8 protein-coding genes are annotated in these 13,318 nt (G+C 64.8%); 7 read left to right on the top strand and 1 reads right to left on the bottom strand.

Features of this window, described 5'->3' with window-relative positions; translation table 11 throughout:
* Positions 1-60 precede the first annotated feature (60 nt).
* The gene (locus ACI5KX_RS10215) at positions 61-540 is read right to left on the bottom strand and encodes a peroxiredoxin (RefSeq protein ID WP_406810555.1); all 480 of its coding nucleotides are present in this window, start codon (positions 538-540) and stop codon (positions 61-63) included.
* 173 nt (positions 541-713) lie between these two features.
* Here ACI5KX_RS10215 and ahcY point away from each other — a divergent pair, with 173 nt between their 5' ends.
* The 7 genes from ahcY to addA all read left to right on the top strand — a co-directional run bounded on the left by ahcY (position 714) and on the right by addA (position 13,273).
* On the top strand, positions 714-2,132 hold the full coding sequence (gene ahcY, locus ACI5KX_RS10210) for an adenosylhomocysteinase (RefSeq protein ID WP_406810554.1): 1,419 nt from the start codon (positions 714-716) through the stop codon (positions 2,130-2,132).
* A gap of 110 nt (positions 2,133-2,242) precedes the next feature.
* Entirely contained in the window at positions 2,243-4,600 is a 2,358-nt protein-coding gene (locus ACI5KX_RS10205; RefSeq protein ID WP_406810553.1) for a PAS-domain containing protein, read from the top strand.
* Positions 4,597-5,052, top strand: coding sequence for a tRNA (adenosine(37)-N6)-threonylcarbamoyltransferase complex ATPase subunit type 1 TsaE (tsaE, locus tag ACI5KX_RS10200; RefSeq protein ID WP_406810552.1), 456 nt, complete (start codon positions 4,597-4,599; stop codon positions 5,050-5,052). Before ACI5KX_RS10205 ends, tsaE begins: the two co-directional genes overlap by 4 nt.
* The gene (locus ACI5KX_RS10195; protein ID WP_406810551.1) at positions 5,049-6,047 is read left to right on the top strand and encodes an aminoglycoside phosphotransferase family protein; all 999 of its coding nucleotides are present in this window, start codon (positions 5,049-5,051) and stop codon (positions 6,045-6,047) included. Before tsaE ends, ACI5KX_RS10195 begins: the two co-directional genes overlap by 4 nt.
* A complete protein-coding gene (locus tag ACI5KX_RS10190) occupies positions 6,044-6,760 on the top strand; it encodes a nucleotidyltransferase family protein (RefSeq protein WP_406810550.1) in 717 nt (238 codons plus the stop codon). Before ACI5KX_RS10195 ends, ACI5KX_RS10190 begins: the two co-directional genes overlap by 4 nt.
* Complete coding sequence (locus tag ACI5KX_RS10185; RefSeq protein WP_406810549.1) at positions 6,753-9,776, top strand: PD-(D/E)XK nuclease family protein; 3,024 nt, start codon at positions 6,753-6,755, stop codon at positions 9,774-9,776. Before ACI5KX_RS10190 ends, ACI5KX_RS10185 begins: the two co-directional genes overlap by 8 nt.
* Positions 9,773-13,273 carry a double-strand break repair helicase AddA gene (addA, locus tag ACI5KX_RS10180; protein ID WP_406810548.1) on the top strand — a complete coding sequence of 1,167 codons (3,501 nt, stop codon included), beginning with the start codon at positions 9,773-9,775 and terminating at the stop codon, positions 13,271-13,273. The genes ACI5KX_RS10185 and addA overlap by 4 nt, the downstream gene beginning before the upstream one ends.
* Positions 13,274-13,318: the final 45 nt, after the last annotated feature.

The raw sequence follows: 13,318 nt of genomic DNA, 5'->3' as shown, positions 1-13,318 counted from the left end.
CTACAAAAAAGGGCACCGCGGCGGGCGCCCTTTTCGGAAATCAGGCTGCGGGAAGTATCCCTACATTTGCCCGAGCATGTGCTCCGCACTCGACACGCGGAAGTCGCCCGGTTCCTCGACGTTCAGCTGGGTTACCGTGCCGTCCTCGATCACCATCGAGAAGCGCTGGCCGCGTTTGCCCATGCCGAAGCCGCTGCCGTCCATGGTCAGTCCGATCGCCTCGACGAATTCGGCATTGCCATCCGCGAGCATTGTGATGTCGTCCGAACCTGCGGCGCTGTTCCATTCGCCCATGACGAAGGCATCGTTGACTGCGGTGCCGACGATTTCGTCGACGCCCTTTGCTTTCAGCTCGCTCGCCTTCTCGACGAAGCCGGGCAGGTGCTTGGCCGAGCAGGTCGGGGTGAAGGCGCCCGGAACCGAGAAGAGCGCGACCTTCTTGCCGGCGAAATACTCGCTCGAGGAAACCTGTTGGGGACCCTCGGCGGTGGCTTTCACCATCGTCACTTCGGGGATCGTGTCGCCTACCGATATCGTCATGGCCGTAATTTCCTTTCGCAAGAGGGAGCTTTCGCGCCCGATATAGAGCCTCAGCGCACGCGAGCAACAATTAGACATATAAAGATAACTTTATATTTGATTGTCGCAGGCCCTGAGGCTAGGGCGCAGAGCAAGAAATCACGATACCCCGATACCGTTTTCAGGAGACATCCATGGCCACCGCAGCCCTCGACAAAGAATACATCATCAAGGACATCGGCCTTGCCCAATACGGTCGCGACGAGATCGCGATCGCCGAAACCGAAATGCCGGGCCTCATGGCGCTGCGCGAGGAATACGGCTCGGAGCAGCCGCTCAGGGGCGCGCGCATCACCGGCTCGCTGCACATGACGATCCAGACCGCTGTCCTGATCGAGACGCTGGTGGCTCTCGGAGCTGAAGTGCGCTGGGCGACCTGCAACATCTTCTCGACGCAAGACCACGCCGCCGCGGCGATCGCCGACCAGGGCATTCCCGTGTTCGCGATCAAGGGCGAGAGCCTCGCGGATTACTGGGACTATGTCGGTCGTATCTTCGATTGGTCGACCGAAGCCGATCCCGACCTCACCGCCAACATGATTCTCGACGATGGCGGCGATGCGACCATGTTCGCGCTGTGGGGCGCTCGCATCGAAGCGGGCGAGGAAATGCCCGCGCCGCAGAACGCCGAAGAAATCGAAATGCAGCGTGCGCTGAAGGCCTTCGTGAAGGCGAAGCCGGGCTATCTCACCAAGAGCGTGAAGGCGATCAAGGGCGTCTCGGAAGAGACCACCACCGGCGTGATGCGCCTGTATCAGATCTCGAAGGCCGGCAAGCTCCCGTTCCCGGCGATCAACGTCAACGATTCCGTTACCAAGTCGAAGTTCGACAACCTGTATGGATGCAAGGAATCGCTGGTCGATGCGATCCGCCGTGCGACCGACGTGATGCTCGCAGGCAAGGTCGCATGTGTCGCCGGTTACGGCGATGTCGGCAAGGGCTCTGCCGCGTCCCTGCGCGACGGCGGCGCCCGTGTGATGGTCACCGAAATCGACCCGATCTGCGCGCTTCAGGCCGCAATGGACGGCTTTGAAGTCGTTTCGATGGAAGAAGCCACCAAGCGCGCCGACATCTTCGTCACCGCCACCGGCAACGAAGACGTCATCACCGGCGAGCACATGAAGAACATGAAAAACATGGCGATTGTGTGCAACATCGGCCACTTCGACAGCGAGATCCAGATTTCCGCGCTCGACAATTACGAGTGGAAGGAGATCAAGGAAGGCACCGACATGGTGACGCTGCCCGACGGCAAGAACCTGCTGATCCTCGCCAAGGGCCGCCTCGTGAACCTCGGCTGCGCCACCGGCCACCCGAGCTTCGTGATGAGCGCGAGCTTCACCAACCAGACGCTGGCGCAGATCGAACTGTTCACCAAGTCGGACGAGTATGAGAACGACGTCTACGTCCTGCCCAAGCACCTCGACGAAAAGGTCGCTGCGCTGCACCTCGAAAAGCTTGGCGTCCAGCTGACGCAGCTTTCGAAGAAACAGGCCGATTACATCGGCGTGTCGCAGGAAGGTCCGTTCAAACCGGATCACTACCGCTACTAAGCCACGGCTGAACGCCGAAACATCGGAAGCCCTCGCAAATCGTCGCATTTGCGGGGGCTTTTCCTTGTGGGGCCGTTGCAAGGCGCGCAGCCACGGCATAGCTGCAGTGCATGGAGTTTTCGCCGCTCGCCATTGCCGTGATCGGACTGCTGCTTGCCGCCTGGACGGTCGCAGCGGCGCTGATGGTTTTGCGCGCGGGCTCGAAGACACGGCGCACCAAGGCGCTGCAAACCTCTCTGAAGCGGATGCAGCGGATGATGGATGGCGCGCCCGCGATCCCGATGCTGGTGCGTGTCGATGGAAGGATCGAGGCACCCGAGCGGCTCGCACGCTGGCTCGGTCTCGATACGATGCCCAGCTATCTCAGCGAGCTCGCTGGGACGGAGGAGGGCGCATCCGGTCTGTCCGAAAGCCAGGTAAACCAGCTTTCCGAACAGGTCCGGCTTACTCAGAAGAGCGCCGCGCCGTTCCGTCTCGCGATCACGCCGCCCGGATCGGGACGCAGCCTTGCGATGCAGGGAATGCTCGCCGACCCGCAAATATCGCCCGGTGGCGCCGCGCTGGTTTGGGTGTTCGACTTCACCGAAAGCGAAGGCGAGTTGTCGCGTCTTCGCAAGGCGGCCGCGCAGGCGGAAGGCGATTTCGCTGCGCTTGTCGGCCTGATCGAGGCTGCTCCGGTCCCGATGTGGTTTCGCGGCCGCGACATGCGCCTGCAATTGGTCAATCAGGCCTATGTCGACGCGGTCGGGGCTCCCTCGGCGAATGACGTTGTGCAGGACCAGATCGAATTGCTTGAGGCGGAAGCGGGCAAGACTCCCGCCCAGAGTGCCCGCGAAGTGCTCGAAACGCAGGAGGTCGCCGAGCGGACGACGACCGCGACCATCGGCGGGGCTCGGCGTACGCTCAAGACCAGAATACAACCGCTCGGACGCGAAGGGGTTACCGGCTACGCGATCGATATCGAGGAGCAGCAGCAGGTCCGCCGCGAATTCCGCGCCTTTCGGGAGGCGCAGCGTGCCATGCTCGACCAGCTATCGGTCGGGGTCGCGCAATTCGATCGCGAAGAGCGCCTGATCTTTGCCAACCAGCCGTTCCGCCGACTGTTCGAACTTCCCGAGGGCGCGGTGCGCAATGCAACCCCGTTCGAGCGGTTCCTTGCCGATGCTCGCGAAAAAGGCTGCACCCCCGAAGTCCGCGACTTCCCCGAATGGCGCAGCGAGCATGCGGCCTGGTTCGACCAAGCCGATATGCAGGAGGAGGCCTGGCCATTGCCGGGCGGCACCCACCTCAGGATCGTCGCACAGCCGATGCCCGATGGCGGCCTGGTCATGATCGCGGAGGACCGCACGGAAAGCCTTGCCCTGTCGGCCATGCGCGACACACTGCTCCGGACCCGGACCGCGACACTCGACAGCCTGTTCGAAGCGCTCGCGATCTTCGCGCCCGATGGCTCGGTGCAGCTGTGGAACCGGAGTTTCGCCGGAACATGGGGGTTGTCGAGCGAATTTCTCGATACCCATCCCAGCGCCGATGCCCTGCTCGAAGCGATCGGCAAGAACCTCGACCGGCCCGTTGAAGCCAGCAAGATCGGGGCGGTGGTGCGCGCCGCAACGCTCGACCGGCGCGAGAAGGGCGGCCAGTTGAGGCTCGCTGATGGGCGCACACTGCGATTTGCGGGCGTGCCATTGCCCGATGGCAACGGCCTGCTCACCGTGCTCGACATCACGGCCTCGCAAAAGGCGGAAGAGGCGCTGCGCGAGCGCGCCATCGCGCTCGAAGAAGCCGACGCGGTCAAGGCGCGTTTCCTTGCCAATATGTCCTATGAATTCCGCACGCCGCTCACGACGATCGGCGGTTATGCCGAGCTGCTCAAGAATGGAGCCGCTGGCGAGCTAGACGAGGGAGCGAACGAATATATCGACGCGATCCTTTCCGCTTCGGCGCGGCTGACCGAGCAGGTCGAGAACGTGCTCGACCTGTCGCAGAGCGAAGCGGGGCTGCTTCCGATCAACAAGGAACAGCTCGACCTCGTCGAGTTCCTCACGAAGCTTGTGAGGGAGCGCGAAAGCGCGATCGTCAAGGCCGGGCTGGGTCTGGACCTCAAGGGCAAGCGCGGACGGATGATCGATGCCGATCCGCGCCAGCTGGGCCGTGCGGTTGGCAATCTGCTCGACAACGCCATCTCCGGCACACCCGAGGGTGGCCATATCCTGATCGAGGTGTTCAAGCCCGAACCCGGCGGCGAGTGGCGCACCAGCTTCGCGATCGCCGATGACGGGGCCGGTATGAGCAAGGAGGAGCTCGCGAGTGCGCTCGACGGCGGCCGGTCGGGCGAGGATGGCGAGCACGGGAAACGCACCGGCCTCGGTATCCCGCTCGCACGGCAGCTTGTTGCCGCTCATGGCGGACTGCTCGAGCTTACCAGCGAGGAAGGCGTGGGAACGACCGCGGTAATCCACCTGCCGTGAGCGAGGAAAAGCGCTACGATTTGCCCGGCCTTGCGGCAATGGAACGGCTCGGAAGCGCCATTGCCGAGCGTCTGAAACCGGGCGATGTCGTCGCGCTCGAGGGCGGGCTGGGTGCGGGAAAGACGACGCTGGCGCGCGCCGTCATTGGGGCGCTGGGGTATGAAGGCGAAGTCCCTTCGCCCACCTTCACCATCGTCGAGACCTATGATGCGCCGCCGCTGCGCGTGCCTGTGGTGCACGCCGATTTCTACCGTCTGGAGGACCCGGCCGAGGTCGAGGAAATCGGCCTCGACGACTATCGCGAGGACGCAGCGCTGATCGCCGAATGGCCCGATCATGCCGGCGGTTTCGCCCACGAGCCCGGGTGCCTTTCGATCACGCTCGAAATTGCGGATTCGGGGCGAATTGCGATTGCCCGCGGTGGCGCGGATTGGCTAGGGCGGATGCCATGAGCGAACTGCCCCAGGGTCTGCACGAATTCCTTGCCGAGGCGGGCTGGGGCGATGCCGCAATCGAACCGATTCCGGGCGACGCCTCGTTCCGGCGATACTTCCGCATACGCGAAGGCGACAAGCGCGCCATGCTGATGCATGCGCCGCCGCCGCACGAAGACCCGCAGCCGTTCCTGCTTGTGGCGCAATGGCTGTCTGCGAACGGTATGCGCGCGCCGGAAATCTTCGCGCAGAACCCGCGCGAGGGCTGGGTGCTGACCGAGGATTTCGGCAATGACCGGATGCGCGACTGGCTCGATGAAAATCCCGATGGGGAAACGAGCGCTTACGAGGGCGCGATCGACGCTCTGGTGGAACTCCACACGCACGATCCGGGGCCGTTCTCGCCTTACGACATGGCGACCTACCAGCGCGAGGCGGCTCTGCTCGCCGAATGGTATGCCCCGGCATTGGGCCTCGATATCGATGCCGCAGGCTACGAGGCAGCCTGGAGCGAGGCACTCGATCCGCTTTTGGAGCGCCAGCAACCCGGTGTGACCGTGCTGCGTGACTACCACGCAGAAAACATCATGCTGCTCGGCGATCCAAGAGAGAATGCGCCGCCCAATCGATCGCAGGGGCTGATCGATTTCCAGGACGCGCTGGTCGGCCATCCGGCCTACGATCTCGTCTCGCTATTGCAGGATGCGCGGCGCGATGTGAGCGAGGAACTCGAAGCCGAGATGCTCGCCCTTTATGTCCTGAAGGCGGGCGCGGATGAGCACTTCGCCGCCGATTACGCCCGGCTCGGGGCGCAGCGCAACGCCAAGATCGTTGGCATCTTTACGCGGCTCTACAAGCGCGACGGCAAGCCGCGGTATCTCGACATGATCCCGCGCGTATGGGCGGCGATGGAACGCGATCTTGCGCATCCCGCGCTCGCACCGGTCGCTCGCTGGTTCGACGCCAACATTCCCGACGAGTTGCGCAAGGCGGGCGGGGGGACGATCACGTGAGCACCCTTGCCAGCGATACGGCCATGGTCATGGCAGCCGGCCTCGGCAAGCGGATGCGCCCGCTTACCGCTTCACAGCCGAAACCGCTGGTGCGGGTCGCGGGCAAGCCGTTGATCGATTACGCGCTCGACCGGCTGGCCGACAGTGGGGTGTCGCGCGCGGTGGTCAATGTCCACTACCTTGCCGACGCGCTCGAAGCGCATGTCGTCGACCGCACGGCCCCGCAGGTCCTTATCTCGGACGAGCGCAAGGAATTGCTCGAAACCGGTGGCGGCATGATCAAGGCGCAGGGGCACCTGCCCGATCCGTTCTTCTGCCTCAACGCCGACAATATCTGGCTCGACGGGCCGCGCGACGCGTTCCGCGACCTTTCCGCGCGCTGGAACCCTGACGAAATGGATGCGCTGCTGCTGGTCGTCTCGCATGCCCGCGCCGCCAATTTTGCGGGAGAGGGCGATTTCTACATGGACGGAGCCGGCAAGCTCTCGCGCCGCAAACCGGGCCGGATCGCGCCGTTCATCTACACCGGCATCCAACTGGTTTCGCACCGTCTGCTGCGCGAGGCACCCGAGGGAAGGTTCTCGACCAATATCCTCTGGAATCGCGCGATCGAGGAAGGACGCCTGTTCGGCCTCGCCTTCACCGGCCTGTGGTTCGAAGTCGGCACGCCGCAAGCCATCGCGCCCACCGAAAACATGCTCAAGCGTGGGTGAAAAGGGCGCGCCAGAGGTCTATTCGATCGCGGCGCACCGCGGGTTTGCCGATGCGCTCGTAGCCGGGCTGGTCCCGCGTTATGCCGAACCCGACGTCGGCCTTGCACGGCTGACGCTGCTGGTCCCGAGTTCGCGCGCGGCGCGGACGATATCCGAGGCGTTTGTCCGCCATTCCGGCGATAGCGGCCTGCTGATGCCGCGCATGGTGACCGTCGGCGATCTCGATCTAGACGAGGCGCTCGGGAGCCTGCTCGATCCGCTGGGAGCCGACGATATTCCGCCTGCGATCGAGCCCACCCAGCGCTGGTTGGAGCTCGCCGATCTCGTCGAAGTCGAATACGCGAAGGCGGGCAGGGCGCCGCTGACCGGGGCGTCGCGGCTGCGGCTGGCGCGCGAGCTCGCCCGGACGATGGACCGGGTTCTGGTCGAGGACGTGCCGCCCGCAGCGCTCATCGGCGATCCGATCAAGGACATGCTCGGGAGCCTGTCGGCGCATTTGCTGCGCGCGTTGCACCTCTTCCTCGGCGTGCAGGACAACTGGCTCGAACGGCTCAGGGAACTGGGCCGAGTAGACGCCGCGACCCGGCGCAACCTCCTGTTCGAACGTGCGGCAAAGCGCTGGCGCGACCAGCCGCCCGAACACCCGACCGTCGCCGCCGGGGTTACCAGCGCCGCACCTGCGCTGGCCGGGATGCTTCGCGTCATCGCCGACCTGCCCAACGGCGCGGTTATCCTCCCCGACCTCGACCTGTCGATGAGCGATGACGCGTGGCACGAGCTGGGCCGCGCCGGAGCGTCGCCAGAGCCGGGCGGGCCGGTATTCGGTAAAGGCGATGCGCTCACCCACCCGCAATATCATCTCAAGCTGCTGCTCCAGCGGATGGGCATCGCCCGCGCCGAAGTGCGCCCATGGCACCGCAAGGGCGACGCCGCCGGTCCGCCCGAGCGCAGCCACGCGATCAGCTCGCTGTTCCTCCCGCCGAAAGCGAGCCAGTCTTGGATCGATCTCGATGCCGAAAAGCGGCGGCTTTCCGGCGTGCGGCTGATGACGAGCGCAACCAGCGAGGAAGAGGCGCAGTCGATAGCGCTGCTGGTACGCGAGGCTCTGGAGGAACCGGAGAGGCGCATTGCCGTCATCACTGCCGACCGCTCGCTGGCGCGAAGGGTCGTGCAGCACCTCGAACGCTGGAACATTTTCGCCGACGACACGGCAGGGCGACCGCTCTCGTTGACCCCGGCGGGCCGGTTGTTCGGCCTGCTCGCGCAGATCGTGTCCGACGGTCTGAAACCCGCGCTGTTGATCGGCGCTCTCGCACATCCGCTCGTGCATTCGGCGGATGAGGACGAACGGCGCCAATGGCTGCGTTCGCTGCGCAAGTTCGAATACGAATTGCGCGGGCCATCGCCAGCGCCGGGGTTCGAGCCGCTGCGTGAGGTGGCGGGGGAAGCGAAAGCCGCCGAATGGTGGTCGGGCGTCGAACAGGTGCTCGAACAGCTTGTCGCGCCGCGCGACGAACTGGGGCTCACCGAAGCGCTCGACCTGCTCGTTACCGCTTCCGAAGCGCTGGCCGGTGAAAAGATATGGTCGCGCGAGGACGGCCGTGCGCTCTCGGCGATGGTCGACGATCTGCGGCTGCATTCGAGTGCACTGGGGACGGCCATTGCGCCTGCAGACGTCGCGCCGATCCTGCGCGATTGCATGGACGAGATTGCCGTGCGCCCTTCGTATGGCGGTCATCCGCGCGTCTCGATCTACGGCCTGCTCGAAAGCCGTATGGCGCGGGCCGATCTCGTAATTTGCGGCGGGCTCAACGAGGGCAGCTGGCCGCAGCGCCCCGGCCCCGATCCCTTGCTCGCGCCGGGAGTTCTTCGGGCGCTCGGCGTGCCGGGGGCAGAATTCCGCATCGGACTGTCGGCGCACGATCTCGCCGGGGCGATGGGCGCGCCACAAGTGGTGCTCAGCAGGGCGCAGCGGGACACCGAAGGTCCGACGCTCGCTTCGCGCTTCTGGCTGCGGGTAGAGGCGCTGTTGGGAGAAAAGCTCGCCGATCAACACCGCGAAAGCGCAATCCCCGCGATGCTGCCGCAGCTCGACCGTGCGCCCGATGTCGCGGTCGAACCCTATCCGCGGCCCGCACCGCAGCCTTCGAGGGAACTGCGACAGGTCAAGATCAGCGCGACCGCGCTCGACCGGTTGCTCGGCGATCCTTACCAATTCTACGCGCGCGAGATACTCGGGCTGAAGAAGCTCGATCCGCTCGCCGCCGATCCGTTCGGCGATCCGGCGCTGCGGGGCACCTTGGTTCACGATATTCTCGACCAGTGGCACAAGGCGCGGGTCGACAGTCCGGCGCTCGCCATCGTGCCCTTCGCCGAGAAGGTGATGAAGGAAAAGCAGGTGCACCCGCTTTTCTGGGGCCTGTGGCGGCCGCGCCTGTGCGCCGCGCTGGAGCGGTTCGAGCGGTGGGTGGACGAAGCGGCGCGCGAAGGTCGCGCAGTGATCGCAACCGAGGCATGGGGGGAAATGCAGTTCGAAGGTGTGCGAGTGCTCGGCAAGCCCGATCGGATCGATCGGCTCGCGGACGGAACGCTGGCGATCGTCGACTACAAAACCGGCAGACCGCCCACGGCCGCGCAGGTCGAGGCCGGATACGCGCTGCAACTCGGTGTGCTCGGCCTGATTTCGCGGCATGGCGGGTTCAAGACCGATGACGGCACGATCTCGGGTGAAGTGACTGGCTTCGAGTATTGGTCGCTCGCCAAGGAGAAGGGTGAGTTCGGCTATATCGATAAGCCCATGAGGGTCGGACGGAAGACAACGGGCCTCCTGCCCGACCAATTCCTGCCCGAACACGAGCGCTATCTGCGCGAGGCCATCACCAAGTATATCAGCGGCGACGCCCCGTTCACCGCCAAGGAGAATCCGGACTACCCCGGCTACACCGATTACGACCAGCTGATGCGGCTCGATGAATGGGTGGTGCGGCTGGCGCAGCCCGATGGGGATGGCGCATGAGCGGGGAGGGCAGGGTCTATCCGCTCGCCGGGGCGCAGCGCGATGCGGCAAACCCGGAGGACAATGTCTGGCTTTCCGCTTCGGCGGGGACGGGCAAGACGCAGGTGCTCTCTGCACGCGTGCTTCGTTTGTTGCTGCGGCCCGATGTCGATCCGTCGGAAATCCTGTGCCTCACTTTCACCAAGGCGGGCGCGGCGGAGATGGCGACGCGCATCAATGCCGTGTTGGCGCGCTGGGTGCGGTTGGAGGACACGAAGCTTTTCAGCGAACTCGAAGCGCTCGGCGCGGATACCTCGACGGAATCGCGCCAGCGCGCCCGCACCCTGTTCGCGCGCGTTCTCGACTGCCCGGGCGGCGGCCTCCGGATCGACACGATCCACGCCTTTTCGCAATGGCTACTCGCCAACTTCCCCGAAGAAGCCGATCTGCCGCCCGGCGCCCAGCCGATGGAGGATCGCACCCGCGAACTGCTCGCCCGCGAAGTGCTCGCCGACATGCTGGTCGAAGCCGAGAAGGCAGGGGACCGACGCCTGCTCGATGCGATCGAGTACTTCACCACAACCAAGGACCCGGGCGCGCTTCACAACTGGTTGATGCGCTGCGCCAAGGCCGAAGCGATGTGGGAAGGCGCCGGCGGCTGGATGCCGCCGATGAATGCGCGGGTGCATTCGCTGCTCGGAATGCCTGCGGATGCCTCGGAGGATTGGGCATTCGAAGTGCTCGATCCTTCGACCTTTCCGGACGCGCAGCTTCAGCATTGCAAGCAGGCGTTGCGGGATTGGGGCAAGCCGTCTGGGGAGCCTGCAATCAGCGGAATCGAGGCATGGCTGCAATTGGGAGCGGAGGACCGGAGTAAGTCGTTGAGCCTTCTCATCGGAAAGCTCCTGAACGCAGATTGCCTGCCAAATGGAAAAATCCGCTTTGCCGAGAAACACGATCCGCAATTCGTCGAACGTCAGCGCGAAGTTGCGGCTACGCTTGCCTTGTATTTCGAACGCAGCGCGCTCCTTTCGCTCGCCGAACTCCTCACCGCAGCCCTCGAAATCGGCCGCGCTTTCGCGCTCCGCTGGCAGGAGGCGAAGCGCCGCGAAGGGCTGCTCGATTTCGACGACCTCATTCGCCGCGCCGCGCATCTGCTCAAGCACAGCGTTCCGGCGGACTGGATCCGCTACAAGCTCGACCGGCAATTCGATCATATCCTGATCGACGAGGCACAGGACACCAACGAGGATCAATGGAAGATTGTCGACGCGTTGATCGACGATTTCTTCACCGGCGAGGGCGCGAGCGGCGATCGGCTGCGCACGATCTTCACGGTGGGTGACTACAAACAGGCGATTTTCGGCTTTCAGGGCACCAGTCCGGAAAACTTCGCGCGGGCCAAGCGCAAGATCGAAAAGCGAATTAGGGAAGCGCGCCAGCACATCGACGAGTTGCGCGACAATCGTCGAAAGCCCGGCTGGAAGGATCTCGACCTCGGGCGTTCCTTCCGCACTTCGAAGCCGGTCCTCGATTTCGTCAACCGCGCAATCGACCATATCGGCTTCGACGCCTTCGGGCTCGACAAGCGGGTTCCCGATCATGTCGGCGAGGTTCGCCCCGGCACGGTCACGATGTGGAAGCCCGTCACTTCGGTCACCGCGCTTGAGGAAGCCGACGAGGGCGAACAGGATTGGCTCCCCGCACACGACACGCTGCTCGCGGACAAAATCGCCGAACAGGTCCGGCGCTGGGTCAGCGGCGAAGATCCCTACGTGCTCGCCAAGGCGAAGCCGCATCGCCGCGCGACCCCCGGCGACATCATGATCCTGCTGCGCAAGCGCGGCGAACTCGCGCGGCAGATCGTCGCGAAGCTGCATGCCAAGGGTGTTGCAGTCGCGGGGGTCGACCGGCTTCGTCTTGGAGCGCCTTTGGCGGTCAAGGATTTGATGGCGGCGCTGCGTTTTGCATCGCAGCCGCTCGACGATCTTTCGCTCGCCAACCTCCTGTCCTCGCCCTTGATGGGCTGGTCTCAGGAGGACCTGCTGGTCCACCTTCCGCGTCCCAAGGACAGGGACCTGTGGCGGCATTTGCGCGACAGCGACGATGCTTTCGTAAGCGCGAGCTGCGACAAGCTGAGGCAGCTGCTCGCCCGCGCCGATTACGAAACCCCGCAAACGCTGCTCGCATGGCTTCTTACCGGGCCATGGCAAGGCCGGCGCAATCTGGTGGCGCGGCTCGGTCGCGAGGCCAACGACCCGATCGACGAGCTGGTCAACGCCGCCTTTGCCTATGAAAGCGCGCATGTGCCGAGCCTTGCCGGCTTCATCGAATGGTTCGATGCTTCGGACGCCGATCTCAAGCGCGAATCCGATAGCGCGGGCGGGCAGGTACGGGTGATGACGGTGCACGGCTCGAAGGGTTTGCAGGCGCCGATCGTTATTCTCGCCGACGCCACCGGAAAGCCCGGATCGATCGGGGACCTCGAGCTGGAGGAGTCTCCGGCAGGAGAGCCGAACGGGATCACCGTTCCGCTACCCCCGCTGGCGCAGGAGCACCAGAAAGGGCCGATCGCCGATGCGGCGGAGAAGGCCGAAGCGGTGAGCATGGAGGAGCACTGGAGGCTGCTCTACGTCGCGATGACCCGGGCCGAGGAAGCGCTGTTCGTGGGCGGGTCGCTGGGCCCGCGCGATGAGAAAAAGGGACCGCACGAGGACAGCTGGTATGCGCGGCTGGAGCCGGTTTTCGAGGGAGACTGTCTCGAACACGGGCTTTGGGGAGGGGTGCGCCAATGGGGAGAATCCCCGCCGCCGCTGGTCACCGCGGAAACCGAAAGCAAGATCGCAGCTGGAGGACCCCTGCCCGATTGGGCGACCACGCCGATCGGTCCCGAACCCTCTCCGCCGCGCCCGCTTGCGCCGAGCACTGCGGGGGAAGAGCAGGGCGCCGACCCGCCACTGCCGCCCGATGCGCTCAAGATCGCAGCGCGGCGCGGCGTGCTGATCCACCGCTTGCTCGAACGCCTGCCCGATATTGCTCGGGAGCAGCGAAGCCAGGCGGGGAGGGCATGGCTGGAGCGGCAGGGGAGCGATCTCGATACGGCAACCCGTGACGAGATGCTCGCCAGTGCCATGGACGTGCTCGAAACTCCCGAGTTCGCCGACATCTTCTCGACCCGGGCGCTTGCCGAAGTGCCGCTTGCGGCCACCGTCGGGAAACAGGTGATCGCGGGCACGGCCGATCGCCTGCTCGTGACGGAAGACAGCGTGATCGTGGTCGATTTCAAGACCACCCGGCGTCCACCCGAAAGTGTGGCGACGGTGCCACTCGCCACGCAGCGCCAGATGGCGGCCTATGTCGCTGCGCTCGAGACGATCTATCCCGGGCGCAATGTGCGTGCCGCCGTGCTCTACACCCACACGCCGCAGCTTTTCGAAATCGCAGCCGACACGCTTCGGTCGCAAAAGGATCGATTGGGCGAGGCGCAGGAAAGCTATGTCCCGCTCGATATTGAGTGAGCGTCAGAAACCCCTAGATAGAGGGCAACCCGAAACAGGAGATTC

This window comes from Erythrobacter sp. GH1-10 (genome assembly GCF_045363165.1).
GTDB lineage: Bacteria > Pseudomonadota > Alphaproteobacteria > Sphingomonadales > Sphingomonadaceae > Erythrobacter.
The sequence above is the reverse complement of the archived record's forward strand: the minus strand, read 5'-3'. Positions and strand labels throughout refer to the sequence as shown.

What these genes read in the sequence shown, in the direction of transcription:
- ACI5KX_RS10215 (WP_406810555.1), bottom strand. Translation starts at nt 540, where the DNA reads ATGACGATATCGGTAGGCGACACGATCCCCGAAGTGACGATGGTGAAA.
- addA (WP_406810548.1), top strand. Translation starts at nt 9,773, where the DNA reads ATGAGCGGGGAGGGCAGGGTCTATCCGCTCGCCGGGGCGCAGCGCGAT.
- ACI5KX_RS10205 (WP_406810553.1), top strand. Translation starts at nt 2,243, where the DNA reads ATGGAGTTTTCGCCGCTCGCCATTGCCGTGATCGGACTGCTGCTTGCC.
- ACI5KX_RS10195 (WP_406810551.1), top strand. Translation starts at nt 5,049, where the DNA reads ATGAGCGAACTGCCCCAGGGTCTGCACGAATTCCTTGCCGAGGCGGGC.
- ahcY (WP_406810554.1), top strand. Translation starts at nt 714, where the DNA reads ATGGCCACCGCAGCCCTCGACAAAGAATACATCATCAAGGACATCGGC.